26 protein-coding genes and 9 tRNA genes are annotated in these 26,254 nt (G+C 44.6%); 6 read left to right on the forward strand and 29 right to left on the reverse strand.

Annotation, left to right across the window (positions count from 1 at the left end):
• The first annotated feature begins 879 nt into the window (after positions 1-879).
• Positions 880-1,275 carry a DUF2391 family protein gene (locus tag AB4375_RS07830; protein WP_017060180.1) on the forward strand — a complete coding sequence of 132 codons (396 nt, stop codon included), beginning with the start codon at positions 880-882 and terminating at the stop codon, positions 1,273-1,275.
• A 344-nt stretch (positions 1,276-1,619) separates the two neighbouring features.
• On the opposite strand, the gene AB4375_RS07835 is transcribed toward AB4375_RS07830, so the two are convergent.
• The 13 genes from AB4375_RS07835 to mutY form a co-directional block, all read right to left on the reverse strand.
• Positions 1,620-1,695, reverse strand: a tRNA-Asn gene (locus tag AB4375_RS07835).
• Positions 1,696-1,724: 29 nt separating this feature from the next.
• Positions 1,725-1,800, reverse strand: a tRNA-Thr gene (locus AB4375_RS07840).
• A 36-nt stretch (positions 1,801-1,836) separates the two neighbouring features.
• A tRNA-Asn gene (locus AB4375_RS07845) sits at positions 1,837-1,912 on the reverse strand.
• A gap of 24 nt (positions 1,913-1,936) precedes the next feature.
• A tRNA-Thr gene (locus AB4375_RS07850) sits at positions 1,937-2,012 on the reverse strand.
• A gap of 56 nt (positions 2,013-2,068) precedes the next feature.
• Positions 2,069-2,144 (reverse strand) — tRNA-Phe (locus AB4375_RS07855).
• A 235-nt stretch (positions 2,145-2,379) separates the two neighbouring features.
• Positions 2,380-4,005 (reverse strand): methyl-accepting chemotaxis protein, encoded by a 1,626-nt coding sequence (locus AB4375_RS07860; protein ID WP_372051296.1) that lies wholly within the window; start codon positions 4,003-4,005, stop codon positions 2,380-2,382.
• A 382-nt stretch (positions 4,006-4,387) separates the two neighbouring features.
• Positions 4,388-4,463, reverse strand: a tRNA-Asn gene (locus AB4375_RS07865).
• A 56-nt stretch (positions 4,464-4,519) separates the two neighbouring features.
• Positions 4,520-4,595: transfer RNA gene (locus tag AB4375_RS07870), tRNA-Phe, on the reverse strand.
• A 7-nt stretch (positions 4,596-4,602) separates the two neighbouring features.
• Positions 4,603-4,678 (reverse strand) — tRNA-Thr (locus AB4375_RS07875).
• Between the two features lie 74 nt (positions 4,679-4,752).
• Positions 4,753-4,828 (reverse strand) — tRNA-Phe (locus AB4375_RS07880).
• Positions 4,829-4,931: 103 nt separating this feature from the next.
• The gene (gene mltC, locus AB4375_RS07885) at positions 4,932-6,065 is read right to left on the reverse strand and encodes a membrane-bound lytic murein transglycosylase MltC (protein ID WP_017063191.1); all 1,134 of its coding nucleotides are present in this window, start codon (positions 6,063-6,065) and stop codon (positions 4,932-4,934) included.
• A gap of 69 nt (positions 6,066-6,134) precedes the next feature.
• Positions 6,135-6,407: an oxidative damage protection protein gene (locus AB4375_RS07890; RefSeq protein ID WP_010435637.1), complete on the reverse strand. Its 273-nt coding sequence runs from the start codon at positions 6,405-6,407 to the stop codon at positions 6,135-6,137.
• A gap of 28 nt (positions 6,408-6,435) precedes the next feature.
• Positions 6,436-7,497, reverse strand: coding sequence for an A/G-specific adenine glycosylase (gene mutY / locus AB4375_RS07895; protein ID WP_371725227.1), 1,062 nt, complete (start codon positions 7,495-7,497; stop codon positions 6,436-6,438).
• Positions 7,498-7,662: 165 nt separating this feature from the next.
• Here mutY and trmB point away from each other — a divergent pair, with 165 nt between their 5' ends.
• On the forward strand, positions 7,663-8,382 hold the full coding sequence (trmB, locus tag AB4375_RS07900; protein WP_017062250.1) for a tRNA (guanosine(46)-N7)-methyltransferase TrmB: 720 nt from the start codon (positions 7,663-7,665) through the stop codon (positions 8,380-8,382).
• A gap of 349 nt (positions 8,383-8,731) precedes the next feature.
• Positions 8,732-9,652, forward strand: coding sequence for a glutaminase B (gene glsB / locus AB4375_RS07905; RefSeq protein WP_017062249.1), 921 nt, complete (start codon positions 8,732-8,734; stop codon positions 9,650-9,652).
• Between the two features lie 159 nt (positions 9,653-9,811).
• Here the strand turns inward: glsB and hemW are convergent, their stop codons facing one another.
• The 7 genes from hemW to AB4375_RS07940 all read right to left on the reverse strand — a co-directional run bounded on the left by hemW (position 9,812) and on the right by AB4375_RS07940 (position 14,643).
• The gene (hemW, locus tag AB4375_RS07910; RefSeq protein WP_017062248.1) at positions 9,812-10,999 is read right to left on the reverse strand and encodes a radical SAM family heme chaperone HemW; all 1,188 of its coding nucleotides are present in this window, start codon (positions 10,997-10,999) and stop codon (positions 9,812-9,814) included.
• A complete protein-coding gene (locus AB4375_RS07915; protein ID WP_372051297.1) occupies positions 10,999-11,598 on the reverse strand; it encodes an XTP/dITP diphosphatase in 600 nt (199 codons plus the stop codon). The genes hemW and AB4375_RS07915 overlap by 1 nt, the downstream gene beginning before the upstream one ends.
• A 48-nt stretch (positions 11,599-11,646) precedes the next feature.
• The gene (locus AB4375_RS07920) at positions 11,647-12,078 is read right to left on the reverse strand and encodes a DUF4426 domain-containing protein (RefSeq protein WP_171762404.1); all 432 of its coding nucleotides are present in this window, start codon (positions 12,076-12,078) and stop codon (positions 11,647-11,649) included.
• Positions 12,079-12,106: 28 nt separating this feature from the next.
• Positions 12,107-12,397, reverse strand: a complete 291-nt coding sequence (yggU, locus tag AB4375_RS07925) for a DUF167 family protein YggU (RefSeq protein WP_372051298.1) — start codon at positions 12,395-12,397, stop codon at positions 12,107-12,109.
• A 29-nt stretch (positions 12,398-12,426) separates the two neighbouring features.
• Positions 12,427-12,984, reverse strand: coding sequence for a YggT family protein (locus tag AB4375_RS07930; protein WP_017069592.1), 558 nt, complete (start codon positions 12,982-12,984; stop codon positions 12,427-12,429).
• Between the two features lie 57 nt (positions 12,985-13,041).
• Positions 13,042-13,860, reverse strand: coding sequence for a pyrroline-5-carboxylate reductase (gene proC / locus AB4375_RS07935; protein WP_108209503.1), 819 nt, complete (start codon positions 13,858-13,860; stop codon positions 13,042-13,044).
• Positions 13,861-13,938: 78 nt separating this feature from the next.
• Positions 13,939-14,643, reverse strand: a complete 705-nt coding sequence (locus AB4375_RS07940; protein WP_017062243.1) for a YggS family pyridoxal phosphate-dependent enzyme — start codon at positions 14,641-14,643, stop codon at positions 13,939-13,941.
• 26 nt (positions 14,644-14,669) lie between these two features.
• Between AB4375_RS07940 and AB4375_RS07945 the strand changes: the two genes are divergently transcribed.
• Positions 14,670-15,707, forward strand: coding sequence for a type IV pilus twitching motility protein PilT (locus tag AB4375_RS07945; protein WP_017062242.1), 1,038 nt, complete (start codon positions 14,670-14,672; stop codon positions 15,705-15,707).
• 14 nt (positions 15,708-15,721) lie between these two features.
• Positions 15,722-16,831, forward strand: coding sequence for a PilT/PilU family type 4a pilus ATPase (locus tag AB4375_RS07950; RefSeq protein WP_017062241.1), 1,110 nt, complete (start codon positions 15,722-15,724; stop codon positions 16,829-16,831).
• A 74-nt stretch (positions 16,832-16,905) separates the two neighbouring features.
• On the opposite strand, the gene AB4375_RS07955 is transcribed toward AB4375_RS07950, so the two are convergent.
• From AB4375_RS07955 to metK, 9 genes are all read right to left on the reverse strand, one after another.
• Positions 16,906-17,043: a hypothetical protein gene (locus tag AB4375_RS07955; protein ID WP_170791814.1), complete on the reverse strand. Its 138-nt coding sequence runs from the start codon at positions 17,041-17,043 to the stop codon at positions 16,906-16,908.
• Positions 17,044-17,142: 99 nt separating this feature from the next.
• On the reverse strand, positions 17,143-17,565 hold the full coding sequence (gene ruvX / locus AB4375_RS07960) for a Holliday junction resolvase RuvX (RefSeq protein ID WP_004735480.1): 423 nt from the start codon (positions 17,563-17,565) through the stop codon (positions 17,143-17,145).
• Positions 17,566-17,625: 60 nt separating this feature from the next.
• Positions 17,626-18,189, reverse strand: coding sequence for a YqgE/AlgH family protein (locus tag AB4375_RS07965; RefSeq protein ID WP_017062239.1), 564 nt, complete (start codon positions 18,187-18,189; stop codon positions 17,626-17,628).
• A gap of 116 nt (positions 18,190-18,305) precedes the next feature.
• Positions 18,306-19,256: a glutathione synthase gene (gene gshB, locus AB4375_RS07970; RefSeq protein ID WP_004735482.1), complete on the reverse strand. Its 951-nt coding sequence runs from the start codon at positions 19,254-19,256 to the stop codon at positions 18,306-18,308.
• Between the two features lie 9 nt (positions 19,257-19,265).
• On the reverse strand, positions 19,266-19,997 hold the full coding sequence (gene rsmE / locus AB4375_RS07975) for a 16S rRNA (uracil(1498)-N(3))-methyltransferase (RefSeq protein ID WP_061032418.1): 732 nt from the start codon (positions 19,995-19,997) through the stop codon (positions 19,266-19,268).
• A gap of 153 nt (positions 19,998-20,150) precedes the next feature.
• A complete protein-coding gene (locus tag AB4375_RS07980; protein WP_017063198.1) occupies positions 20,151-20,882 on the reverse strand; it encodes an endonuclease in 732 nt (243 codons plus the stop codon).
• A 96-nt stretch (positions 20,883-20,978) separates the two neighbouring features.
• Positions 20,979-21,479: a SprT family zinc-dependent metalloprotease gene (locus AB4375_RS07985; protein WP_017062236.1), complete on the reverse strand. Its 501-nt coding sequence runs from the start codon at positions 21,477-21,479 to the stop codon at positions 20,979-20,981.
• 80 nt (positions 21,480-21,559) lie between these two features.
• Positions 21,560-22,357 carry a DUF2189 domain-containing protein gene (locus AB4375_RS07990; RefSeq protein ID WP_017062235.1) on the reverse strand — a complete coding sequence of 266 codons (798 nt, stop codon included), beginning with the start codon at positions 22,355-22,357 and terminating at the stop codon, positions 21,560-21,562.
• Positions 22,358-22,725: 368 nt separating this feature from the next.
• Positions 22,726-23,880, reverse strand: coding sequence for a methionine adenosyltransferase (gene metK / locus AB4375_RS07995; protein WP_017062234.1), 1,155 nt, complete (start codon positions 23,878-23,880; stop codon positions 22,726-22,728).
• 356 nt (positions 23,881-24,236) lie between these two features.
• Here metK and tkt point away from each other — a divergent pair, with 356 nt between their 5' ends.
• Entirely contained in the window at positions 24,237-26,231 is a 1,995-nt protein-coding gene (gene tkt / locus AB4375_RS08000) for a transketolase (protein ID WP_048605833.1), read from the forward strand.
• Positions 26,232-26,254 lie beyond the last annotated feature (23 nt).

Below are 26,254 nucleotides of genomic sequence, written 5' to 3' on the forward strand. Positions count from 1 at the left end.
TTTTACTTTAATTGGTATAAATCATAGTGTTTCGCACGTCAGTCGAATAACTTACACAAAAGATTTTCCCGCAGCCCACAGCTCTTAGCTCAGGTTTTCCCCAAAACCAACTCATGATTAGGACTACATCATTTCTGATTCCAGCTTTGAGGTGACTCGAGCATGATTTCAAACGTATATAGCTTTAAGTTTAGCATTCAGATACTCGAGCCATACGCGCTGTAGATGTTTCCTTTATTAAGTGAGCGGCTCTCAGTATTAGTTAACAGCCTTTCGGCTACGAAATCTGACTTCTGCTCTATCTGTGAATCTATAGGATACGTGTAATTAGGGCTCTATCATGGAGGCTTCTCTTAAGAACGCTAGAGCTCATAATGAGTCGACTTAATGTCTCTTGTTATGCATTGAGCTTAAAACCACTCTCGATGGTATTGAGCGACTCGTTCTAAGTACTTCAAAGGGTGAAAGTAGGCTAGATTCAGCTTAAAGGTGAGAGTCGCTAAGTATGTTCCCAAGTGGTGCCTGAGGGGTATATAAGCTAAGAAATAGAGCATCCCTCGTATTCGTGAAGTGACGTTTATCACCCTGCGGATTTAGATTCTTTGGTTCTAGGTGCTGGTATATTAGGGGTTACCACTCTGTCTTCGATTTTGATGTGTTTGTTGACTCGATATTAATCAGTCGTGTTGACCGTTTTGCTCTGAGCATATTGATTTCTTGCTGGTTAGTTCAAGCTATGTTTTGGTTATTGCGACTAAGATGAAGCTAGAAGGTCACTACTGTTTGCTTAGTAGAAATAAAAATCCCCCAAATCATCGGCGGATAGTTTTGTGATTCTTTTCAGAATTAGATAAAGCCTTAAACCTAATGGGTCGAATTATGAAATTGAGTTTTAACTTTGAAGATGCGAGCCAGATCTTTGTGGGATCTTTTGCCTTGGCCGTGCCGATTTCTTTTTCTGAAGAGGCTTGGAAGTTAGGGGAGACTTTACCTACCGCTAATCTATTGCTGCTATTTTTACTGTCTGCGGTGTTCTTAGGCTTCTATACGTATGAGAGTGTCTTTCAAAAAGATGTTGTTGCTCGGTTGCCGGTGTTTATTTTCAGAATAGTGATTGCTTATGTTATGACGGCATTGGTCGTTGCTTTGGTACTGACTTGCCTGGACAAATTACCTCTATTGAGTGATCCCGTCGTATCGATCAAAAGAGTGATTGTTATTTCAATGCCAGCCTCTATGGGCGCTATTGTAGTGGATAGTTTTGATAAAGAGTAATCTGTGTATCAATTTGGATTGAAGTGTCTTACAGAGCTTTTCAGCGCTTACTTGATTCGTTATTTAGCTTTCTTACCTCCAAACTTAGTATTGATTTTTTCAACCGATCTCCTAGTCAATAAAATGAGTAGCAACGTACTGTGACTGACTCTTACGTGAATGTGTCGTTTGTTGTTGGGAGATTTTGAAGAGCATCAAGTAGCGAAGATTTGTAGCTTTGGAAGGATATAAAAACGGTTGGTTTCTGAATTGAATATGGTATTTGAAAGGTGAGGGTAGTTGTATTAATAAGTTAGGATCTTTAGATGCAAAAAAGCCGCATCAATGATGCGGCTTCTTTTAATTGGCTCCCCTTGCAAGACTTGAACTTGCGACATACGGATTAACAGTCCGCCGTTCTACCAACTGAACTAAAGGGGAATTGATTGTTTAGTCTCTAATCAAGAGAATGGTGCCGACTACCGGAATCGAACTGGTGACCTACTGATTACAAGTCAGTTGCTCTACCTACTGAGCTAAGTCGGCATCATGAATCAAAAAGCTTATGCTTGATGATTAACTTGGCTCCCCTTGCAAGACTTGAACTTGCGACATACGGATTAACAGTCCGCCGTTCTACCAACTGAACTAAAGGGGAATTATTCTTAAAGCTTTAAAGAAATGGTGCCGACTACCGGAGTCGAACTGGTGACCTACTGATTACAAGTCAGTTGCTCTACCTACTGAGCTAAGTCGGCACATAATATTTCTTTGTGCTTTACTGTTGTTGTCTAAGACACCAACAAATAAATTGTGGTGCCCGGAGGCGGAATCGAACCACCGACACGAGGATTTTCAATCCTCTGCTCTACCGACTGAGCTATCCGGGCGACGAGGTGTATTAAACGTGTTTTCGCGTTCTGGGTCAACATTAAATTGCAAAAAAAGTATCGTTTGATGTTTTTCTATACTTAGTGGGTTGTTTTTGCTCATTTGGGGTGAAAAACCTAGGTCTAGCATGCCCTAAAAGATAGTAAAACTACGGTTAACTACACTGAATGGGCGCCGAAATAAAAAAAGCACGTATGAAAACGTGCTTTTTTATTTGAAAATTTTCTAGGGAGTTTAGTGTTTTACTTCAAACCTATTAACCCAAGCTTCTAATTCGTTGGAAAGAGAGGCAAGAGTTTGGGTGCTGTTATGACTTTCTGTTACGACATTGCTCAGTTGGTCACCGCTCTCTTCGATCATATTGATACGCTTCGATATATCATCGCTCACCTGAGTCTGCTCAGCGGCCGCTGTTGCGATTTGATGACTCATTGATGAAATGGACTCTAATGCGACAACAATCTGTTGTAGTGCTTCAGAGGCGTTTTGAGACTCTGTTACGGTGCTTTCACTGGTCGCGGCACACACTTCCATGGTTTGAATTGCGTTGCGAGATCCCTCTTGAAGGTTATTAATCATTAATTGGATTTCTTTTGTGCTCGATTGTGTTCTGCCTGCAAGGTTACGAACCTCATCTGCTACAACAGCAAATCCACGACCTTGTTCGCCAGCTCGAGCTGCTTCAATGGCTGCATTTAGTGCCAATAGGTTAGTTTGCTCCGCTATATCACCAATCACATCTAATACTTTTGTAATGTTGTTTACATCGTTATCTAGGTTAGCGACAGCTTCGCTTGCTGTGCCTAGTTGGCCTGCTAAGCCTTGAATGTTATCTACTGTGTTGTGAATGAGTTGTTGGGTATGCTGGCTCTGTTTGTCGGCCTCGTCGGTGTTGCGCGCGGTATCGCTAGCTGAAGCAGCTACGTTATTGGCTGAAGAGGCCATCTCGGTCATTGCTGTCGCGATCATCTCTGTTGATTGCTGTTGGGTGTCTGTCAGTTGACCAATTGACCCAGCGCGATCTTCTACGCGCTGCAGTTCGCCTCTTAATGCCAGCATTGAAGCGTCAAGGTTTGATACTAGCTCAGCCAATGACTTACTCATTTGTTGTACGGCGTGATAGATACTGCCGTCAATTGCCTGAGTTTCGAAAGAGGTTTGAATTCGACCTTGTGCTACGGCTTGTACTGCTTCTCGTACGTCTTTAGGTTCGCCGCCAAGAAGCGCTAGCATGCGTTTAATGGATACAATTAGGCTCGCCAGAATAAGACCAGCAATCACGACACAAAGGAATAGCTGCCATTGAGCAGTAGACCAAAAACGAGCGTTAACTTCATTGAACCCGATACCAGTGCCGACAACCCAACCCCAATGTGGCGTTTTCTCTGCAATAGACAGTTTTTCTTCAATCGTTCCATCTGGCAGTTTTTGTGTCCAGGTGTACTCAATGATCTCGCCAGTACGATTACCAAGTACTCTTTGGATTAGCTGTCCAACACTATTGCCGTCGCCATCTTTAAAGTCGTTAAAACTGGTTCCGTGCAGTTGAGGATCTAATGGTGTCGCGATAAACGTCATGTTCTCATCGGCTACGTAAACATATTCAGTATCTTTATAGATGTTGTTGCGTAGAAGGCGAGTAGCTAGTTGCTTGGCTTGCTCTTCTTCTAGTGTGCCATCAATAGCCATTTTTTCGACTTCAGTAAGAATGCTGTATGCGCTCTTAAACAGCTCTGTTACGCGAGCTTTGTTGTCCATGTTGCTAGCAACTCTTAAGGTCCATAAGCCTGTAGCCGTCAGTGCTAGCAGGGCGATCAAGATGATGCCCGATAATAAGTAAGCTTGCGTTTTTAGTTTCATATTTCCCCGCGCAGCGATTCAATAATTAGTATTAGGTATAATTCATCGAATCTTAATCTAAGTGGTGTAAGGCAGATATTAGAAAGACATCAAAGTATGATAGGGATTAAATTTTCGAAGAAAAAAAAGTAACAGGACTTGGTTCTATTTGTTTTAATGTGAATATTAGCGGGTCATGAACTTTATAAGGCGTTGGTTCTGTTGTAGTGGATATGCTTTATAGAACTTAGAATCAACTGCTGTAGTAAGAGTACTAAAAGGAGATAACTCAATTTATCGAGACTGATTAAGAGTTAGTGAGGAGCTGATGTGCATATTGAATAGAGTTTGTTTTTGTTCAAACGAAAAAAAGCCAAGTCTTTCGACTTGGCTTTCTTGAATGTGGCTCCCCTTGCAAGACTTGAACTTGCGACATACGGATTAACAGTCCGCCGTTCTACCAACTGAACTAAAGGGGAATTATTTGTGTCAACATCAGGTCTATAAAGACCATTATTTGTTAAGCACCAAATAATGGTGCCTCGAGGCGGAATCGAACCACCGACACGCGGATTTTCAATCCGCTGCTCTACCGACTGAGCTATCGAGGCAAAAGAATGGTGCCGACTACCGGAGTCGAACTGGTGACCTACTGATTACAAGTCAGTTGCTCTACCTACTGAGCTAAGTCGGCACACTAAATTCTTTATGCTTTTGTCCGTGTTGTTACTCCCTGTTAAAGAGTGTTGACACCAACAAATCAAATTGTGGTGCCCGGAGGCGGAATCGAACCACCGACACGAGGATTTTCAATCCTCTGCTCTACCGACTGAGCTATCCGGGCAACGGAGCGCTATTAAACGGATTTTCTGCATAACCGTCAACTCCTTTTTTGAAAATAACTAAAAAAACCGTTCGTTCGTTGTTTTTTTATTCAAAAGTGAGGGTTATGTTTTACCTTGGTTAAATTCTTTTTTGAATTGCGTTACTTTTTCGAGGTATCGGCGCGACTCTTTATTTGGATGCTTCTTGGTAAGCGCCCAGTAGGCTTGGCTCGGTTGCAGCGAGTTTAAGTCTTGCATTGCTCGCTTTCTGTCCTTACTGAAGGTATTGAGTACGCCACCAGTACCGCCGTTATAGGCTGAAATCATACTGTATTCAAGCGTTAATGGGTTTTTTACGTCTTTCAAATAACGATTTTTAAGGATGTAAAAGTATGCGGTGCCAGCATCAATGTTGTTTTCTGGATTGAATAAGTACTCAGGGCTTGGTTCACCAGGTTTCTTTTTGACGTGTTCAAATACATCTCGACCAGCGGTTTTAGGTACCACCTGCATAAGACCATAAGCATTAGCCCAGCTTACGGCGTACGGGTTGAAGCTACTCTCTGTCTTGATGATAGCGTAGATTAAATCTTCAGGGATGTCATAACGCTGAGACGCTCGTCGAACGATGTCGGCATATTGATAACTACGCTGGCTAGCGTGGTCGGCCACCATTGGGATTTCAACGTAGTAGGCTTTTTTAAAGTCGACTTCTTTGGTTTTTAGGTTATTCGCGATCAGGTAATCCGCAAACTGGTTCGCTCGCCAAGTCCATTGAATGGGCTTTTTTTCTTGGTCTACGACCTGATTATAGAGGAAAGGTTTGCCTTCTAGCTTGATGCTTTTAGAAGAGAATAGATCGACATGCGCCGGATCATCTGGCGTCAAAAGGGTCGTCATGATCGCATTTTTGAGGTGTTTTTTCGGTTCGGTAGAGGAAACCGTTTCCACCGTTATCAGGCCTTGGCTAAAATTCACTTCTGAACGACTTAAGTAATTATCTATGTATTTCACATAGTTACTCTTACCTGCTATCTTGATTTCACTGCTACCCCAACGTTTTTGAATGTTGCCTGAAAAGCTATCTATTAATGAATCTAGCGCCCCGGTATCTTTTTCAAATTGTCCGGGTAGCTCAGCTAAATTCTTCACAAACCGGTTGGTTGGCTCGTAATTGACATCATAAATGCTTTCGACAAATTCACGGCTGCAGCCAGTTAATAACATGGCTGTTAGGAAGTAACTTAGCTTTTTCATAGTTCCTCATACAAAAATGACATCGCAGCGTTAACCATGATGTCATTAAAAATTGCTTAAATAAATGTCTTATTCGCTTGGTGGAGTATAGCCATCAATTACGACATCTTTACCTTCAAAAAGGAAGTTAACCATCTCAGTTTCAAGAAGTTTACGATGCTCAGGATCCATCATGTTTAGCTTCTTTTCATTGATAAGCATAGTTTGCTTGCTTTGCCATTGTCCCCAAGCTTCTTTAGACACGTTGTCAAAGATACGCTTACCTAAGTCACCTGGGTAAAGTTGAAAATCTAGGCCTTCAGCATCTTTTTGAAGGCGAGCACAAAATACAGTGCGGCTCATAGTGGTTCCTCTTATCGCGTTCGTTGATTCAAACGTCGTCGTTCAGTTCAAAGGGTAGGCTCTCAATAAGCTGCTTTACAGGAGCGGCTAGGCCAATTTCTTCCGGTTTTGATAAGTTATACCAGAGACCTTTAGTCCCTTCCATTATCAAATCTGGTTGTTTATCTAATTTTACTAATACAGGTGTGATATCTAAATGGTAGTGGCTGAAAGTATGTCGAAACGCAATCATGGTCTTGATCGAATCGGTTTCACTATCTTTGATCGAACGAAGATCTAATTGATGTTCGATCTCTGCGTTTTCATTTTGAGGGAAACAGAACAGTCCGCCCCAGATACCAGATTGAGGGCGCTGTTCGAGCCACACTTGGTTGTCGTGATACAGAATCACAAACCATGTGTCTTTTACTGGCTTTTCTTTCTTAGGCTTTTTGCCAGGGAAGTCCAGCTGTCTATCGAGCTTCTTGGCCTCACACATGCTTTCAATCGGGCACAAGGTGCACTTAGGCTTGCTACGGGTACAAACCATGGCACCCATGTCCATCATTGCTTGGTTGTACTTATCGACATCTTTGTTCGGAGTATGTGCTTCGGCGTGTTCCCAAAGCTGGTTTTCGACTTTCTTTTGCCCCGGCCAACCTTCAACGGCAAAACTTCTCGCAAGCGTTCGTTTTACATTGCCATCAAGAATCGCATGAGGAAGTTTATGAACCGATGATAAGACGGCTGCTGCTGTTGAGCGACCAATCCCCGGTAGCGCGTTCATCTCTTCGATAGACAGCGGAAATTCACCACCATATTGCTCAGCAACGATCTTGGCTGCTTTATGTAGATTGCGAGCTCGTGCGTAATAACCAAGCCCTGTCCATAAGTGGAGTACCTCATCTTGTTCGGCGTTCGCTAGGTCGATAACCGTTGGAAAGCGTTCTAAGAAGCGTTGGTAGTATGGAATCACCGTAGCAACCTGAGTCTGCTGAAGCATGATTTCAGATAGCCAAACGGTGTAGGCGGTTTTGTTTTGTTGCCAAGGCAATTCTTTACGCCCGTAGGCGTCATACCACTTTAATATGGCGGTTGCGAAAGGAGTCACGACATGCTCTATGCTTTGCTATTATTAGAAGCGAAATTGCACCACACTTAACGTTGGATGTAAAACAGACAAATTGTGTGGGAATTTATCCACGGAAAGACTTGCACCGGAGGCAATTCTTTGGATAATCCCCGCTTTGATTAATCAATGTGCAGGCAAAAATCAATGAGTGAAGTGACCACTAACGAATATACTGAAGACGGCAAACTGGTTCGTAAGATCCGTAGCTTTGTTCGCCGCGAAGGCCGCTTAACAAAAGGCCAAGAGAACGCGATGAATGAATGTTGGCCAACAATGGGTATCGACTACAACCCAGAGCTTCTTAACTGGAAAGAAGTATTTGGCAACGATAACCCGGTTGTACTAGAGATTGGCTTCGGTATGGGTGCATCACTGGTTGAAATGGCAAAGAACGCACCTGAGAAAAACTTCTTAGGTATTGAAGTTCATAGCCCGGGTGTTGGTGCGTGTTTAGGTACAGCTCGCGATGCTGGCGTAACTAACCTGCGTGTAATGTGTCACGATGCTGTAGAAGTATTTGAACACATGATCCCAGATAGCAGCCTGCATACTCTGCAACTGTTCTTCCCTGACCCATGGCACAAAGCTCGTCACCATAAACGTCGTATCGTTAAGGCTGAGTTTGCAGAGATGGTTCGCGGCAAGCTTCAACTTGATACTGGTGTTTTCCACATGGCAACAGACTGGGAAAACTACGCAGAACATATGATTGAAGTGATGAACGTAGCTCCAGGCTTCGAAAACATCGCTGAAGATGGTGATTACATCCCTCGTCCGGATGAGCGCCCGCTAACTAAGTTTGAAGCGCGTGGCCACCGTTTAGGTCATGGTGTTTGGGACATTAAGTTCAAGCGTACTAAGTAACTTCGAATCAAATTAAGTGAAGGGTAATCCGACTTAGGGTTTAACCCCTACACTTTATGGGATTGATTAAAGCCAACATTATTGTAATGTTGGCTTTTTTGTCCTTAGGCTTTTATTTCAGTAAAGGCTTAACGACAGAAAGTAATACCAATCACAGTAAGTAAGTGATCAGAAATAGCGTAGGAAAAAGGCTTGAGAACAAGGCAGCATTTTTCGATAAGTAGTTACTCTACAATCAAAAATTCTAACGCAGTTATCGAGCATTTTAACAAGCTAGAGTGAGCAGTTATTTACTACGATTGGTATATGTTACACCCCTACAAAAATAACAATATAGAAGTAAGCGCACATGAAACCAACTCAAGCTATTTTGGCCGAGATCTTAGACGAAGTTCGTCCTTTAATTGGACAGGGAAAGGTCGCTGATTATATCCCTGCACTGGCTCGCGTATCGAACCAGAAACTGGCGATCGCGGTATACACCAATGAAGGTGAGGTGATTAAAGCAGGCGATGCTGAAGAAGCATTTTCTGTGCAATCTATTTCTAAAGCCTTGAGCCTGACGCTAGCTATGGTGCTATATAAGCCTGAAGAGATTTGGCAAAGAGTAGGCAAAGAGCCTTCTGGTCAAGCCTTTAACTCGATGATTCAGCTTGAGATGGAGTATGGTATTCCCCGCAACCCGTTCATCAATGCGGGGGCAATTGTCGTTGCAGACCTACTACAAAGCCGCTTGTCTGCGCCTAGGCACCGCTTGTTAGAGTTTGTGCGTCAGTTATCGGGTGATACTCATATTGTGTATGACAAGGTGGTAGCGGCTTCAGAAATGATGCACAGCGATCGTAATGCTGCCATTGCTTATTTGATGCGTTCATTTGGTAATTTTGAGAATGATGTTATCCCAGTTCTGAATAACTACTTCCACGCTTGTGCGCTTAAAATGACGTGTGTGGATTTGGCAAAAACCTTTAGCTATTTAGCAAACAAAGGCGTGTCGGTTCAAACCAAGAAAGAGATCATCACGCCAGTTCAAACCAAGCAGTTGAATGCTTTGCTTGCGACGTGTGGCTTGTACGATGGGGCTGGTGAGTTTGCCTACCGTGTTGGTATGCCAGGAAAATCGGGCGTTGGTGGCGGTATTATTGCTATCGTTCCTGGCGAAATGACGATTGCGGTGTGGTCTCCAGAGCTTGATCCTTCTGGCAACTCGCTCGCAGGTACTAAGGCTCTAGAGTTGCTTTCAGAGCGAATTGGTCGTTCTATTTTCTAAGAGAAAGATTCGAGCACGGACGTTGTCCTATAGAACGCTTCGCTCCGAGAGAGGGCTATAAAACAAAAAGGGTTGACCCTAAAGCCAACCCTTACGCAATGCTTCTCGAATCTCGAATCTCGAATCTCGAATCTCGAATCTCGAATCTCGAATCTCGAACTACTCGTCTTCTTCTGCCATAAAGGCTTCTAACAGATCATTGAGAAACAGCTTTCCTTTTTCAGTGATCTGCCAGTGAGTGTCGGTTTCCTTCAAGTAGCCTAGCTCTTTTGCCCATTCAATCGTTTTTTGAATCGAGTCAAAACCAAGCCCTGTCGTATCAATGAAATCCTGCTTTGGACATGCTTCCATTAACCTAAAGCGGTTCATGAAAAACTCAAAAGGGCGGTCTTCATTCGGCACTTCAAATTCATCTGATAGATAAGGTTTTACCATGTTTTGGTACGCAGCTAGATAGCCTCTAGGGTGCTTAACCTTAGTGGTACGAACAATGCGTCCATCTGTAAAGCTCAGCTTGCCATGAGAGCCACAGCCAATACCTAGATAGTCACCAAAGCGCCAGTAGTTGAGGTTATGTTGGCACTGATATCCCGGCTTGCTGTAGCCTGAAATTTCGTACTGCACATACCCTGCGTCTGCGAGCTTCTTATGGCCTAGGTCGAAGATATCCCAAAGGTCATCATCATCAGGCAGCGTTGGTGTTTTGTAATAGAACATGGTGTTAGGTTCTATTGTTAGCTGATACCAAGATAAGTGCGGAGGGTCGAGTTCTATCGCTTTATCCAAATCAGCCAACGCTTGTTCAATACTCTGATCGGGTAAGCCGTGCATTAAGTCTAAGTTGAAACTATTCAATCCAATCTTATGCGCTAAATGAGCGGCATTTACCGCTTCATCTTGACCATGAATACGCCCAAGTCTTTCCAGTTTCTCTTGCTCAAAACTTTGCACACCCACCGAGATTCGAGTAATGCCTGCCTTTTGGTAACCTGCAAAACGCTCAGCTTCGATAGTTCCCGGGTTGGCTTCCATGGTGATTTCTATTTCAGGTTTGAACGGGATGCGCTGTTCAATGCCTTGTAACAATCGGCCAATTCCTTCAGGAGAAAACAGGCTTGGGGTACCGCCACCAATAAAGATCGAATGCAGTGGGCGAGGCATACCATTGAGCTGATATTTTTCGATATCAGTATCGAGATCCTCAAGCAGTGCATCGATGTACTCTTTTTCAGGGATCTCGGCTTTCAGAGCGTGAGAGTTAAAATCACAATACGGACACTTTTGTACACACCATGGGATGTGTACATAGAGGCTAAGTGCGGGTGGTATTAGCGCTGCATTGTGCATTACAGAGCTTGCTCCTTGAGAGTCTTGAATAGTGACGCAAGCGCTTTACCACGGTGTGATAGTTGCTTCTTACGCGAAGATTCAAGCTCTGCTGAGGCGCAGTTATCTTCTGGTACAAAGAACACAGGATCGTAGCCAAAGCCATTCTCACCGTGTTCTTCAGTAAGAATACGACCTTCCCATTTACCGTGACACACTAGAGGTGTTGGATCATTCTCGTGACGCATTAGCACCAACACACAGTGGAAACGCGCAGTACGCTTTTCAGTTTCGACACCTTGCATCGCATCTAATAGTTTTTTGATGTTCTGCTTATCGGTTGCCCCTTCACCTGAGTAACGCGCTGAATAGATACCTGGCGCACCATTTAAGTAATCAACCTCTAAACCTGAGTCGTCAGCAATGGCTGGCAGCCCTGTTTCTTTCGCTGCGTGGCGAGCTTTGATGATGGCATTTTCAATGAAAGTCGTTCCTGTTTCAGCGACTTCTGAAACGTTAAATTCACTTTGCGCGACAACGTCAAAACCAAACTCAGACAGAATACCTGCCATCTCGCGAACTTTACCTTGGTTGCCTGTTGCTAAAACAATCTTACTCATGGGAATGTAGCTCTAAATAAGTTAATAAATGAAAAGTAAGGTTTGAGCTTACTCTTCTATATAGAATTTCTGTGTGAAACGCAGTGGACCAGTGCCTTTTAGGCCTGCGTTAACATCGATATCAAAAGTGATGTTTTCTTCATGTGTTACAGGGAACTCAGCTAGGTAATAAATCGCATCACCTTCCTTTATCTCGCGGAAGTTAAGTGTGCGAGTATTGCCCACAAGGTTCTTGGCTGTTCCCGTGATTTTAGCGGTTGTTGCTGGTTTGCCAAGGGAAGCTTTGTCTAGCACGCTGATGTTCAGAATCGCTGAGTAGCCATTTCGCTTAAGTTTATATTGCTTAGCGACTTGAGCAGTTAAAAATGTTGAGTTAAAAGCTGAGTAGTGAACCTCGACATCCTTAATGTTTTTAAATTGTCCTGCTGAGCTTGGTAGGGCAACAAGAGCGGTAAGTAGTGCTGTAATCCATAGACGCATAATGACTCCAATAAATAGCAAAAAGCCATCATAGGATGGCTTTGACTTCACTGGGGATTTGGCTTGGCGAGCATATTCGAACTTGTTTGTGCCGGCCGAGCTCTCCCTTTTCAATTTTAATTTGCCTTTTAGCGACCTTAAATTGTTTCGCAAGGTATTTCGCTAAGTGGGCATTGGCTTTGCCATCTACCGGGGGAGCGGTGATGGCAATTTTGAGTTCCTCACCATGCAAGCCAACAATTTTGTCTCGGCTTGCTTTGGGTTGGATATAGAGTCTAAGAAGAATATCGTCTCCCTCGACCCAAACCGCTTTTGGCATCGTCAAAGTACCTGATGTTCGTACTTGAATTATAGCTGATACCAAATAGGACCAATCATGTCACCCATTAGGAAGTTCGCAAACTGAAGAACAATGAACAGAACCAGAACGCTTAAGTCGAAGCCACCCATATCCGGTAGGATACGGCGGATAGGCATTAGCATTGGCTCAGTCAGTTGATGGAACACATACTCGATTGGGCTGCGACCTTGACTAACCCAGCTAAGGATTGCACGGATTAGTAGTACCCAGAAAATCAAACCACCCGCCGCTTTAATCAGAGATAGTCCGCCAAAGATTAGGAAGCTGATGTCGAACACAGCCGCGCCGCCAGAGATAATTAAGTTGAGAGCGACGAACTTGAGTACACATAGCACATAAGCGAAAACAACCGTTGCCAGATCTAGGCTGCCGATTGATGGAATAACTCGGCGTAGTGGAGCAACCACTGGTTGTGTCGCTTTTACGATGAATTGTGAGAACGGATTGTAGAAATCTGCTCGTGATGCTTGTAGCCAGATACGCAAGATCACAACCATGATGTAAAGATCAAAAACGGTCGAGATCAGAAAGCTCATCGAGTTCATATTGTTTCCTTTTTCGGATTTACTTGCCGCTTAGATATCACATGAGCGACAAAATGCTTAAAACAGTTTTTCCATCTCTTCAGCTCGAGCGACCGCCGCTTGCATGGCTTTGGCTACGATGTCTGATAGTTGATGTTCATTGAACGTGCGCAATGCTTCTGCAGTTGTTCCGCCTTTTGAAGTCACTTGTTCACGCAGTGTCGATAATTCAGTATTTGGATTCGCTACCACCATCTCTGCCGCGCCTAATGCAGACTGCTGCACTAATTTACGAGCGGTTTCTTGGTCGAAGCCTTGGTTGATTGCCTCAACTTGCATCGCTTCCATAAACAGGAAGAAGTAAGCTGGAGCACTCCCCGCCGCCGCAATGATGTTGTTGATACCAGATTCTTGTTCAACCCAGCTCACTTCACCTACAGCTTGCATCAGCTGAGATGCAAAGTCTTTATCATTTTGGCTAACGGTTGAATCGGCATAAAGACCGCTCATTCCTTTACCTAGCAGTGATGGCGTGTTTGGCATCACACGAACAAGGTTCAGTTGGCAGTTTAACATCTCATTGAGTCGATTCGCATTAATACCCGCAGCAATGGAGATAACCAGTTTGTTGCTAAAGTCGATGCTTTGTAAGGGTTTACATACATCAGCCATCATCTGTGGTTTCACGGATAACACAACAACGTCTGCTTTTTCAGCTGCGGCAATATTATCGCTGGTGGTATTGATGCCGTATTCTTGTTCTAACGGCAGCCTTCTGGTTTCTGAAGGTGCTGTCGCAGTAATCTTTTGCGCTGGGTAACCACTCGCCACTAAGCCCGCTACAATCGAGCGAACCATATTTCCCGCCCCAATAAAGGCGATGTTCTTATGTACCATATATAAAATCCTGAGCGTGTCGCTGCGCGGATAAGGCGAAGCGGTATCAATACTTGTACTTGTCGTTACTTACTACGGCTATTTCGCGTAATCACGAGCGCCGAAAATAGCTGTTCCAATACGAACCATTGTGCTGCCAGCCTCAACTGCTGCATCCATATCACCACTCATCCCCATCGAAAGGGTATCAATGTCTGAATACTTCGCGGCTAGCTTGTCTTTAAGCTCTGCCAGTTGAGAAAATGCATTAAGCTGAGATTGATAGTCAGATACGTTTGCAGGAATCGACATCAATCCTCTTAAGGTGAGGTTGGGGAGCGATGAAATCAACTCCGCGAGTGCAAAAACTGTCTCTTCTGAGGTTCCAGATTTGGACTCTTCACCACTGGTGTTTACCTGAATCAACACTTGCAAAGGTGGAAGTTCGCTTGGTCGTTGATCATTAAGCCTTTGTGCGATCTTATCGCGATCGACGGAATGCACCCATTGAAAGCTTTCCGCGATTGGGCGGGTTTTATTGGATTGAATTGGACCAATAAAATGCCACTCTAAATTTAGGTTAGAATGTTGTTCTGAAAAGTGTTTTACTTTATCTACACCTTCTTGAACATAGTTTTCACCAAAGGCAACTTGGCCTCCGAGTGCGGCTTCTAGAATCGCATCAATAGGTTTAGTTTTGCTGACGGCTAAAAGTTGCACGGACTCTGGAGCTCGTCCGCACTTTTGCTCAGCACTACGAATCTGTGAGGTGATTTGTTCGATATTTTGTTGAATACTACTCATAGCTGACTTTACTTAAGGGAAAATAAATGGATATCACTGAGTTACTAGATTTTAGTGTAAAGCATAACGCGTCAGATCTACATCTTTCTGCGGGTGTATCTCCAATGGTACGTATAGATGGTGAAGTAAGGAAGCTTGGAATCCCAGCTTTGAGTCATGCTGATGTGCATCGTTTGGTTTTTGAGATCATGAGCGATTCACAACGCGGCGAGTTTGAAGAAAAACTGGAAGTCGACTTCTCTTTTGAATTACCCAATGTTGGTCGCTTTCGTGTTAATGCGTTTAACCAAGCCCGTGGCTGCTCAGCTGTCTTTCGAACTATCCCTGTCGAAATCCCGACTTTAGATCAGTTAGGTGCACCTGAGATCTTCGAAAGGATTGCTAACTACGAAAAAGGGTTAGTGCTCGTCACTGGTCCAACTGGCTCTGGTAAATCAACGACTCTTGCGGCGATGGTTGATTACGTAAATCGCAACCACAATAAGCATATTCTGACGATTGAAGACCCGATTGAATTCGTTCACACCAATAATAAATGCCTAGTCAACCAGCGTGAAGTTCACCGTGATACCCACAGTTTTAAAGCGGCACTGCGCAGTGCCTTACGTGAAGACCCAGACGTGATTCTGGTTGGTGAACTTCGTGACCAAGAGACGATTAGCTTAGCGTTAACCGCAGCAGAAACGGGTCACTTGGTCTTTGGTACTCTGCACACCAGTTCTGCGGCTAAAACGATCGACCGTATTATCGATGTGTTCCCAGGTAGCGATAAAGATATGGTTCGTTCGATGTTGTCTGAATCACTGCGCTCGGTGATAGCCCAGAAGCTGCTAAAGCGTGTTGGTGGTGGTCGTGTGGCGTGTCATGAAATCATGATGGCAACACCTGCGATCAGAAACTTGATTCGTGAAGATAAGGTTGCGCAGATGTACTCGATCATTCAAACGGGCGCAGCGCACGGCATGCAGACCATGGAACAAAATGCGAAGCAGCTGATGGCGCAGGGCTTGGTTGATTCGGAAGAGGTCGAGAAAAAGATCGAAATTGAAACCTCAATGTTTTAATCAAGGTGGACACAATGGAATTGAATCAAATCCTTGAGGGAATGCTTTCTCAAAAGGCATCGGATCTTTATATCACGGTTGATGCGCCAATCCTTTTTCGTGTGGATGGTGAATTACGCCCCCAAGGAGAGAAGCTGAATGCGGCTCAAGTTGCTCAATTACTTGATGCGATGATGGAACAAGACCGACGTGATGAATATCAGCAAACGCGTGAGGCTAATTTTGCGATTGTGCGTGACTTTGGTCGTTTTCGTGTCAGTGCATTCTTTCAGCGAGAGCTACCTGGAGCGGTCATTCGACGTATCGAGACTAACATCCCAACCTTTGAGCAACTAAAGCTTCCTGATGTACTACAGGACCTATCAATAGCTAAGCGCGGACTTGTGCTGGTGGTTGGTGCGACAGGCTCTGGTAAATCGACCTCAATGGCTGCAATGACAGGCTATCGCAACACCAATCGCTCGGGACATATCTTGACGGTTGAAGACCCTATTGAATTTGTGCACGAACATAAAAAGTGCATCGTGACGCAGCGTGAGGTCGGGCTCGACACCGAGAGTTACGAAGTCGCGCTTAAGAACTCGCTACGCCAAGCACCAGACATGATCTTGATTGGCGAAATCCGTAGCCGTGAGACCATGGAATACGCGATGACCTTTGCTGAAACGGGTCACTTGTGTATGGCAACCTTGCACGCCAATAACGCTAACCAAGCGCTAGAGCGTATTCTTCATTTGGTGCCGAAAGAGCAGAAAGAACAGTTCTTGTTTGACCTATCGATGAACCTGCGTGGTGTCGTCGCTCAGCAACTCATTCGCGACAAGAATGGCAGCGGGCGTCATGGTGTATTCGAGATTCTGCTGAATAGCCCTCGTGTTTCTGACTTGATTCGTCGTGGTGAACTACACGAACTGAAAGCAACCATGGCTAAATCGAAAGAGATAGGTATGCAGACCTTTGACCAAGCTTTGTATGATTTAGTGATAGCAGGCAAGATCAGCGAAGAGGATGCGTTCCACAGTGCCGATTCTGCTAATGACTTGCGCTTAATGCTCAAAACTAGACGTGGTGATGACGACTACGGAACTGGGGCGTTGGCTGGTGTGAAGATAGATATGGGGTGATAAAAAACGCCTGATTTGATTCTAGGTTAAAATCAGGCGTTCATCATATTCATCGTTCGACTGCGTCTGTATTATCAACGCTTCTTGTTCTTAGGCTCGCTGATTACGTCTGCGTCAGTCGAAGTATGATTCATATAACCTGCATTATTGGAGCTTGTCGAACTGCATGCTGATATTGCTAGAGCTACGAAGATTGCTAGAAAAATTTTCATGTGAACTCCCACTTACCTAATAATGAATTGCTTCGACATTACGCCGTAATATCATTATAGGATCACAAAGGAGTTTAATCTTTGAGCTCTTAATTTTCGTTATGAATATTGTGCTTCAAACCAGCTCTCTAAAATGACGACTGCAGACTGGTTATCGACATTACCTTTACTTAGTGCTTTGTAGCCGCCCATTTCAAAAAGGTCGGCCCTTGCTTCTGTCGTAGAAAGTCTTTCATCATGCAGTTCAACATCGACACCAAAGCGCCCTTTTAGGCGATTGGCAAACTTCTTCGCCCTTGGTGTAATCGCGGCTAGATCTTTACCATGAAGATCGGTAGGAAGACCAACCACGATAAGATTCGGCTGCCACTCCTTAATTTGCTTTTCGATATCGTCCCAATTTGGGATGCCATCTTTGGCTTTAAAAGCTTTTAGAGGGCTTGCGGTGCCCGTGATTTCTTGTCCTATCGCACTACCGATACTTTTTGTACCGTAGTCAAATGCCATAATTGTTCGTGACATGGGGTTTCCAAATTTATCTGTGTTTGAGAGTGTCTGTTTATTTTACTTAGTTGATTTGAGCTAGGCGTGACCAGCGTCTGCTGAAAGCTGAGCTGCATTAATGCCTAACATCTGTACAGCGACTTTCCAGCGGTCAGAAATCGGTGTATCGAAGATGACCTTCGGATCGGCTTCAACGGTTAACCATGAGTTCTCGGTCAGTTCTGTTTCCAGTTGTCCCGGTTCCCATCCTGCATACCCAAGTGCGACTAAATAATTCATCGGCTCATCTTCTGTGCCCAACACCATCAAGATATCTTTTGAGGTTGTCACTGAGATTTGATCCGTCATGCTGATACTGGATTGATAGTTGCCTTTAGGTTTGTGCAAAATAAACCCACGGTCTTCTGCGACCGGTCCACCATTCAATACAGGCTTATCAAGACTTGCTTGGTTGGGTTTTGGCTGATCAGAATCAACCTCAACTTGCTTAAGCATGCTACCGACAGTGACATCAATAGGGGCGTTGATCATCAAACCCATCGCGCCTTCGTCATTGTGCTCACAAAGGTAAATCACCGAATTTTGAAAGTATGGGTCTTTCATTCCGGGCATAGCAACCAGAAAGTGGTTCGTTAAATTCATAGAGCCTCCTGCCAGTGTGTTCCCAGTAAAGGAAAAAGAGCGGCGTAAAGCCGCTCATTGTTCTTTGCCTAGATATTTCTGTGTTTTCGAATAGCTAAGGCTTTCTTTAGTTTAGGCTATTTAGCGTTAACGCGACGCTCAATTGCATCCATTAATTTACCTGTAACTGAAATATCAAAAGCGGCTTCAATTTCACGGATACAAGTAGGGCTAGTCACGTTAATTTCAGTCAGCTTGTCGCCGATAACATCAAGCCCAACAAAGATTAAGCCTTTCTCTTTCAGTGCTGGAGCAACTGCTCTTGCGATAGCCCAGTCTGTTTCACTTAGAGGACGAGCTTCACCTGTACCGCCAGCAGCAAGGTTACCTCGAGTTTCCCCTTTTGCAGGAATACGCGCTAGACAGTAAGGCATTGGCTCACCGTCAACCACAAGAATACGCTTATCACCATTGCTGATGTCTGGAACAAAAGTTTGTGCCATTGCGTAGTTCTGACCGTGGTTGGTCAAGGTTTCAATAATAACTGATACGTTTGGATCGCCTTCTTTCACACGGAAGATAGACGCGCCGCCCATGCCATCAAGTGGTTTTAGAATCACGTCGCCGTGTTCTTCTCGGAACGCTTTAATTTTTTCAGCTTTACGAGTCACGATGGTGGTCGGTGTCAGTTCAGGGAACCATGCCGTGAACAACTTCTCGTTACAGTCACGTAGGCTTTGTGGTTTGTTGACGATCAGTGCGCCGTTCTCTTCAGCACGCTCAAGAATGTAAGTTGCGTAGATGTACTCAGTATCAAACGGAGGATCTTTACGCATTAGTACCGCATCTAAATCGGATAGCGCGATAGTCTGTTCTGATTTGAACTCGTACCAACCGTTTGGATCTTCTTTTAGTTCAACAACCTTAGTGTCAGCAATGGCTACGCCTTGATCTAAATGTAGATCATCCATTTCCATGTAATGGATTTCGTAACCACGACGCTGAGCTTCAAGCATCATGGCAAAGCTAGAGTCTTTTTTGATGTTAATGGATGAAATTGGATCCATTACGATGCCAAGTTTGATCATTTTTTTCTCCTAGCCTAGATCGCCAAAACGGACTTGTAAGGCAGTAATTGCGGTTAGAGCTGCTGTTTCGGTACGAAGTACACGTGGGCCGAGTAGCGTCTCTTCAAATTTGTATTGTTCTGTCATGCCGATTTCTTCAGCCGACAAGCCACCTTCAGGGCCGATCAATAGGCGTACCTTACTGATAGGTTCTGGAAGGGTATTAATTGAGTATTTTGCACGAGGATGTAAGTTCAGCTTTAATGCTTCACTCGGTTCACTACACCACTCTTCAAGTTGCATGATAGGGCGAATCACTGGAACTGTATTTCGACCGCACTGTTCACACGCTGCGATCGCAATTTTCTGCCACTGAGCAAGTTTTTTCTCGAAGCGTTTAGCATCTAGTTTAACGCCGCAGCGTTCTGAAATCAGAGGAGTAATGGTATTCACACCAAGCTCTACTGATTTTTGGATTGTGAACTCCATTTTGTCGCCACGTGAAATCACTTGCCCCAGATGTAAGTCTAATGGAGATTCACTGCTGCGCTCGATTCGCTCAGTAACATTAACCGTCACATTCTTCTTTGATACTTCAGCAATTGTCGCTGGAAATTCAGCACCACTGCCATCAAAAAGAAGCACTTCTTGACCTTCTTTCATACGAAGGACACGACCAACATGACCCGCGGCATCTTCGCCTAAAGCGAGTGAACCTAACTGATGAATGCGTTCTGGGTGATGGATACGAGGGATTCTCATGCTGGTAAACCTATAAATATGATCATTTGGGTATTTTGTCTCTGCCTAACATGGATGCTTTTAGTTGAAAAAACAAGGGTAGAGCAAGAGTTTCAGGGGCAATTCTGAAACTCTTGTTTGAGACGGCTAGGAATGTGGGTTACGCGAGTGGCGTTATTTACAAGCTGGATAAACAAATGGGTTGTGATTCCCTTGGATGGCATAGATACGCTCATCACGAGTACATTCCCACTTGTCGACAGGAAATTGCTTGTTCCACGCCATCATTAGGTTGGTTTGTTGCTTAGAGAGTTTGAAACCATACTCTTGGCTCATGTAAAGGTAAGTACGCGCGATAGAGCCTTTTGCTCTGTCTGGCGGCATAACTTTACGCTGCTTGAAGTTGACCTGCATTTCACACTGACCATAGCTTACTCCATCCATCCCATTCCACTGACTGAAATTGTAGTTGGAGCGATCACCGTTAACCTCGCCAATGGCCGGAGTTAGGTTGTGAAGGTCGGCTTCCATGGATTTGAATATTTTGTCATTGCGAGTGCAGTTCTTGCGCCCACCATCTTGCCAACACTGACGCTGGTGGCCAAATTGCCAAGCTGGAACCACGTGTTCCCACTCAATTCGACTCGCCCGCTTTTGTTGTTTTCGGACTTGATAGCCACAGCCATCAAGGTCGGGAATGCCTTTCTTTTTGTCCTTCCATGTAATGTCACAGCCGCAATAAAATGAAGTCGGATGGTCGAGGTAAATCTTCACCGCTTCTCTTTTTGCTTTGGAAAATGAGCTCGGTGGTGCGGCGAGAACGCTTTGGGTTACCAGTAGGCCAAATACTATTGTTAAGTAAAAAGATACAGGTAGGCCAAATGCTTTGAAGGTGAGTTTTTGCATAGAAAAAGACTGATAAAAGTATGATAAACATCAGTCTAGCACTCAAATGTTAGATCTCTCTATTAGATTTGTTCTACCGAGTAAATCAACCTGTCACTAGCTTAGTTGAGTTCCCGTGAAAGCTAAGGTTTGCTGGCACAATTGGCAGCGGTAGGTCGATTGATTCCGAAGTACTTTGTTGTGTCGTCTGATTGATAATGGGTAAGTGGTGCACTCACATCGATATTCAAAGGTTTTCCCTTGAACTGACGCGATTTCAAAGCTGTGAGTTGTTCTGGCTGGCACGTTGAATACTTTTTCCATCACGTATTTCCACTCGTTTCCGTGAGGCCTAACACGTCCGAAAACCTGATGCGTGATCAGGTGTGCGAGTTCATGTGGCACAACCTCGTTGATGAAGGCATCTTCATTTTCAGAAAATAGTACGTGGTTGAGCTTAATTTCGTTGAGCTGAAGGTAGGCCTTTCCCGCCGCTTTGCCTCTTAACTTGAAGGTGATAGTTGGGTGTGGAAATTCACGAGAGAAATGTTGATTTGCGATAGCTAGGCATTCGGCCAATTTCTTATTTGCTCGGTGTTGTTGCGGGGTGTAAGACAAACGTTGTTAACTCCAAATAAAAGGCCTCAGCGTTTAAACCAAGGCCTAATCATAACATTGCTTGTTGATCTAGCGATGCTTTACACGTGATGTTTTTTCTTAATGATCTCGTGATAAGCGTGCCATGTAGCATAGCCAAGTAGCGGCATGGTGACGATCATTCCGATGCCGTAGGTGGCAAAACCCACCAAAATACCGGCACAAATAATACTCGCCCAAACCACCATTGCAGGGATGTTCGATTTCACGGCATTAAAGCTAGTGAAAATCGCACTCATCACATCAACGCGTCTCTCCATCATTAACGGAATTGAAAATGCTGAGATGCTAAATATGAGGCTTGCGATAACAAAACCAATCACAGAACCCGTAATTAAGAAGGGAGCGAACTCAGCCAGTGGTGCGCCTTGCACTGAAGGGTAGAGCGCGTGCAATAATGCAGCGATACGCATCCAGAATATCATCGCAACCATCAATACGATCGCAAAGGCCCATTGGTGGGTGGAGTTGCGAGTGATGGCTTTCATCGAGTGCAGTAGGCTTGCGTTGTGGCCTTTTTCTCTTTCCCAAGCTGCGTCATACAAGCCCAGAGCAAGAAACGGCCCTATTAGCATGTACACGATCAGGCTTGGCATTACGACCAAGTGTGTTCCTTGCCATTGGACAAGCTGAACAATGGCGATTGCCGCTCCCATAAAGCACAAACCGTAGAATGCGCTGATTAATGGCATTCTTACTAAGTCATGCAGAGCAAGCGACAACCAATGAAAGGGTGCGGAAATACTGATTTGGTTACAAGGAATGGTGCGAGCGTAATCCTTATCGCTGACCTTGTGTTTTTTATCGTTCAGTTCGGATGGGTGCGCGGTACGAGGCATAGATCCCCCTAGTTAAATAACGTCCTAGTTATAATTCCATAAGGCTCATCGATGTGGCTTGTGTGAGAGTTATGGTGTTGAGCTAAATTGCTCTTTGTCATCCCAGTTTTTGTTCTAGCGTGCATTTAACGAGCGTTATCAGGCTGAATTAATTTAAGTTAAATGTGAGCTTGATCTCTTAGGAGTTACCTTAACTATTGTCAGTAGTGTTAGAAAACACAAATTATCAGCGGTTTTTTATACTAAGTGGTTAACGGTAAAGAAGGGCATTAGAGAAGAGAATGGCGAGTGAAAGTAAGGTAAGTACATAAAAATAAAGCCCTTACTAAGAAGTAAGGGCTTTAAAGAAACAAATCGCAGTGGCTAAATTATTTTAGGCCAGCGAAGTCCGCAAGGATTGCTGCTTTGTCAGTCGCTTCCCAAGGGAACTCTTCACGACCGAAGTGGCCGTATGCAGCAGTCTGCTTGTAGATAGGCTGAAGAAGGTTCAACATCTCTTGAAGACCGTATGGACGTAGGTCGAAGTTTTGACGAACTGCTTCAATGATAATTTCGTGAGCTACTTTTTCAGTACCAAACGTTTCAACCATGATAGATGTTGGATCAGCAACACCGATAGCGTAAGACAGTTGAATCTCACAACGGTCAGCCATGCCAGCAGCAACGATGTTTTTCGCAACGTAACGAGCCGCGTAAGCTGCAGAACGGTCAACTTTTGATGGATCTTTACCAGAGAATGCACCGCCACCGTGACGAGCTGCGCCGCCGTAGGTATCAACGATGATCTTACGACCTGTTAGACCACAGTCACCCATTGGGCCACCGATTACGAAACGGCCTGTTGGGTTGATGAAGAAGTTAGTGTCTTTGTTGATCCACTCAGCAGGAAGTACTGGTTTGATGATCTCTTCCATTACTGCTTCACGTAGATCCGGTGTTGTTACTGAATCGCAGTGTTGAGTCGAAAGAACAACAGCGTCGATACCAACGATTTTACCTTGGTCGTATTGGAACGTAACTTGAGATTTCGCATCAGGGCGAAGGAAGTCAAGTTTACCGCTCTTACGTACTTCAGCTTGCTTCTTAACAAGAAGGTGAGAGTAAGTAATTGGAGCCGGCATTAGGATTGGTGTTTCGTTAGTCGCGTAACCAAACATGATGCCTTGGTCGCCTGCGCCTTGCTCTTTAGGGTCTTCTTTATCAACACCTTGGTTGATGTCTGGAGACTGCTTACCAATTGTGTTTAGAACAGCACAAGAGTCAGCGTCAAAGCCCATATCAGAATGAACGTAACCAATTTCACGTACTGTTTCACGAGTGATTTCTTCGATATCAACCCATGCAGACGTTGTTACTTCACCGCCAACCATAACCATGCCGGTTTTAACGTAAGTCTCACAAGCAACACGTGCTTTTGGATCTTGTTCCAAGATGGCATCAAGAACAGCATCAGAGATTTGGTCTGCAATTTTATCTGGATGGCCTTCTGAAACAGATTCAGAAGTGAATAGGTGCTTAGCCATGAGAGCTCCACTTTTAGTTTTTGGTGTAAATAGTTTATGGCGTCGCAAGCTAGGAAGCGCGCCATTAAATACAGTATATTTTGTAGGTGTTTCTACATCTAGACGGCTATTCTAAATTCCAGCGGTCGAATTACAAGCTCTTTTTTATGATATGTCATAACTAATCGTTTGCGTATCGATTGAGATAAGCCACTGCCAAGTGATGTAAATGTTCGAAAATTGCGAAAAATGACAGTTAAAATGCCAGTAAAACGTTTGCAGTCGCAATAGTCGTTTGAGAGAATACCCGCGCTAATAAAAATGAAAACTTTAGCAATTATCTCTTTTTTAAATCGCTTATGTACTCAGGAGCAGACATGCCTTCTCGTAAAGATCTAGCCAATGCAATCCGCGCACTTAGCATGGACGGTGTTCAACAAGCAAATTCAGGCCACCCAGGCGCACCTATGGGTATGGCTGACATCGCTGAAGTTCTTTGGCGTGGCCACTTGAACCACAACCCAGCAAACCCAGAGTGGGCTGACCGCGACCGTTTTATCTTGTCTAACGGCCATGGTTCAATGTTGATTTACTCTCTGCTTCACCTTGCAGGTTACGAGCTTTCAATTGAAGACCTGAAAAACTTCCGTCAACTGCACTCTAAGACTCCAGGTCACCCAGAGTACGGTTACGCTCCTGGTATCGAGACAACGACTGGTCCTCTAGGTCAAGGCATCACTAACGCTGTTGGTATGGCAATGGCTGAGAAAGCGCTTGCTGCCCAGTTCAACAAAGAAGGCCACGACATCGTAGACCACTACACTTATGCATTCATGGGTGATGGCTGTCTGATGGAAGGTATCTCTCACGAAGCATGTTCACTAGCTGGTACGCTTGGTCTTGGTAAGCTAGTTGCTTTCTGGGATGATAATGGTATCTCTATCGATGGTGAAGTTGAAGGTTGGTTCTCTGACGATACACCTAAGCGTTTTGAAGCTTACGGCTGGCATGTAATCCCAGCGGTAGATGGTCACGACTCTGACGCTATCAATGCAGCAATTGAAGCGGCTAAAGCGGACCCTCGTCCAACACTTATCTGTACTAAAACTATCATCGGTTTTGGTTCTCCAAACAAGGCAGGTACGCACGACTGTCACGGTGCCCCACTAGGCGCTGATGAAATTACAGCAACTAAAGCAGCACTTGGTTGGGAACACGGTCCTTTCGAAATCCCAGCAGATATCGCAGCTGAGTGGAATGCGAAAGAAGCGGGCGCAGCAAAAGAAGCGGCGTGGAATGCTAAGTTTGACGCATACGCAGCGGCTTACCCAGAGCTAGCAGCAGAATTCAAACGTCGTACTAACGGTGAACTTCCAGCTGAGTGGGAAGAGAAAGCAAACGCAATCATTGCTGATCTTCAAGCTAACCCTGCAAACATTGCTTCACGTAAAGCATCTCAAAATGCTCTAGAAGCGTTTGGTCAAATGCTTCCAGAATTCATGGGCGGCTCTGCTGACCTAGCGCCTTCCAACCTAACTATGTGGTCTGGCTCTAAGTCTCTTGAAGCAACTGACTTCTCTGGTAACTACATCCACTACGGTGTACGTGAATTCGGTATGACGGCTATCATGAACGGCATCGCTCTGCACGGTGGTTTCGTACCATACGGCGCAACGTTCCTAATGTTCATGGAATACGCGCGTAACGCAATGCGTATGGCTGCTCTGATGAAAGTTCAGAACATCCAAGTTTACACGCACGACTCTATCGGCTTAGGCGAAGATGGTCCTACTCACCAACCGGTTGAACAGATCGCTTCTCTACGTCTAACGCCAAACATGAGCACATGGCGCCCATGTGACCAAGTTGAGTCTGCTGTTGCTTGGAAACTGGCTATTGAGCGTAAAGATGGTCCTTCATCTTTAATCTTCTCTCGTCAAAACCTTGCACAACAAGATCGTAATGCTGAGCAAGTAGCTAACATCGCTAAGGGTGGTTACATCCTGAAAGATTGTGAAGGCAAGCCTGAGCTAATCATCATTGCAACAGGTTCTGAAGTTGAGCTTGCTGTTGAAGCTGCTGCACAGTTAACCGCTGAAGGTAAAGCAGTACGCGTAGTATCTATGCCTGCAACTGACGCGTTCGACAAGCAAGATGCTGAATACCGTGAGTCTGTACTTCCATCTGACGTTACTGCTCGTATCGCAGTAGAAGCTGGCATCGCTGACTTCTGGTACAAGTACGTTGGTTTCGGTGGCAAGATCATCGGTATGACAACGTTCGGCGAATCTGCACCAGCAGGCGAGCTATTCAAGATGTTCGGTTTCACTACTGAAAACGTAGTAAACACCGCGAAAGAGCTTCTTGCTTAATCATTGATTGCTAGCTTAGTGCT

The organism is Vibrio sp. 10N.261.51.C6, from assembly GCF_041471785.1.
Taxonomy (GTDB): Bacteria; Pseudomonadota; Gammaproteobacteria; order Enterobacterales; family Vibrionaceae; genus Vibrio; species Vibrio crassostreae_C.

Excerpts from the sequence above, each read along its gene's own strand:
- AB4375_RS07955 (WP_170791814.1), bottom strand. The coding sequence starts at position 17,043 with ATGAAAATTTTTCTAGCAATCTTCGTAGCTCTAGCAATATCAGCATGC.
- AB4375_RS07890 (WP_010435637.1), bottom strand. The coding sequence starts at position 6,407 with ATGAGCCGCACTGTATTTTGTGCTCGCCTTCAAAAAGATGCTGAAGGC.
- AB4375_RS07920 (WP_171762404.1), bottom strand. The coding sequence starts at position 12,078 with ATGCGTCTATGGATTACAGCACTACTTACCGCTCTTGTTGCCCTACCA.
- AB4375_RS07950 (WP_017062241.1), top strand. The coding sequence starts at position 15,722 with ATGGAATTGAATCAAATCCTTGAGGGAATGCTTTCTCAAAAGGCATCG.
- yggU (WP_372051298.1), bottom strand. The coding sequence starts at position 12,397 with ATGCCAAAAGCGGTTTGGGTCGAGGGAGACGATATTCTTCTTAGACTC.
- AB4375_RS07830 (WP_017060180.1), top strand. The coding sequence starts at position 880 with ATGAAATTGAGTTTTAACTTTGAAGATGCGAGCCAGATCTTTGTGGGA.
- tkt (WP_048605833.1), top strand. The coding sequence starts at position 24,237 with ATGCCTTCTCGTAAAGATCTAGCCAATGCAATCCGCGCACTTAGCATG.
- rsmE (WP_061032418.1), bottom strand. The coding sequence starts at position 19,997 with ATGAGAATCCCTCGTATCCATCACCCAGAACGCATTCATCAGTTAGGT.
- AB4375_RS07930 (WP_017069592.1), bottom strand. The coding sequence starts at position 12,984 with ATGAACTCGATGAGCTTTCTGATCTCGACCGTTTTTGATCTTTACATC.
- AB4375_RS07965 (WP_017062239.1), bottom strand. The coding sequence starts at position 18,189 with ATGAATTTAACGAACCACTTTCTGGTTGCTATGCCCGGAATGAAAGAC.
- AB4375_RS07860 (WP_372051296.1), bottom strand. The coding sequence starts at position 4,005 with ATGAAACTAAAAACGCAAGCTTACTTATTATCGGGCATCATCTTGATC.
- hemW (WP_017062248.1), bottom strand. The coding sequence starts at position 10,999 with ATGCACAATGCAGCGCTAATACCACCCGCACTTAGCCTCTATGTACAC.
- AB4375_RS07980 (WP_017063198.1), bottom strand. The coding sequence starts at position 20,882 with ATGCAAAAACTCACCTTCAAAGCATTTGGCCTACCTGTATCTTTTTAC.
- proC (WP_108209503.1), bottom strand. The coding sequence starts at position 13,860 with ATGGTACATAAGAACATCGCCTTTATTGGGGCGGGAAATATGGTTCGC.
- AB4375_RS07915 (WP_372051297.1), bottom strand. The coding sequence starts at position 11,598 with ATGAGTAAGATTGTTTTAGCAACAGGCAACCAAGGTAAAGTTCGCGAG.
- trmB (WP_017062250.1), top strand. The coding sequence starts at position 7,663 with ATGAGTGAAGTGACCACTAACGAATATACTGAAGACGGCAAACTGGTT.
- mltC (WP_017063191.1), bottom strand. The coding sequence starts at position 6,065 with ATGAAAAAGCTAAGTTACTTCCTAACAGCCATGTTATTAACTGGCTGC.
- AB4375_RS07990 (WP_017062235.1), bottom strand. The coding sequence starts at position 22,357 with ATGCCTCGTACCGCGCACCCATCCGAACTGAACGATAAAAAACACAAG.
- AB4375_RS07940 (WP_017062243.1), bottom strand. The coding sequence starts at position 14,643 with ATGAGTAGTATTCAACAAAATATCGAACAAATCACCTCACAGATTCGT.
- metK (WP_017062234.1), bottom strand. The coding sequence starts at position 23,880 with ATGGCTAAGCACCTATTCACTTCTGAATCTGTTTCAGAAGGCCATCCA.
- gshB (WP_004735482.1), bottom strand. The coding sequence starts at position 19,256 with ATGATCAAACTTGGCATCGTAATGGATCCAATTTCATCCATTAACATC.
- AB4375_RS07945 (WP_017062242.1), top strand. The coding sequence starts at position 14,670 with ATGGATATCACTGAGTTACTAGATTTTAGTGTAAAGCATAACGCGTCA.
- ruvX (WP_004735480.1), bottom strand. The coding sequence starts at position 17,565 with ATGTCACGAACAATTATGGCATTTGACTACGGTACAAAAAGTATCGGT.
- glsB (WP_017062249.1), top strand. The coding sequence starts at position 8,732 with ATGAAACCAACTCAAGCTATTTTGGCCGAGATCTTAGACGAAGTTCGT.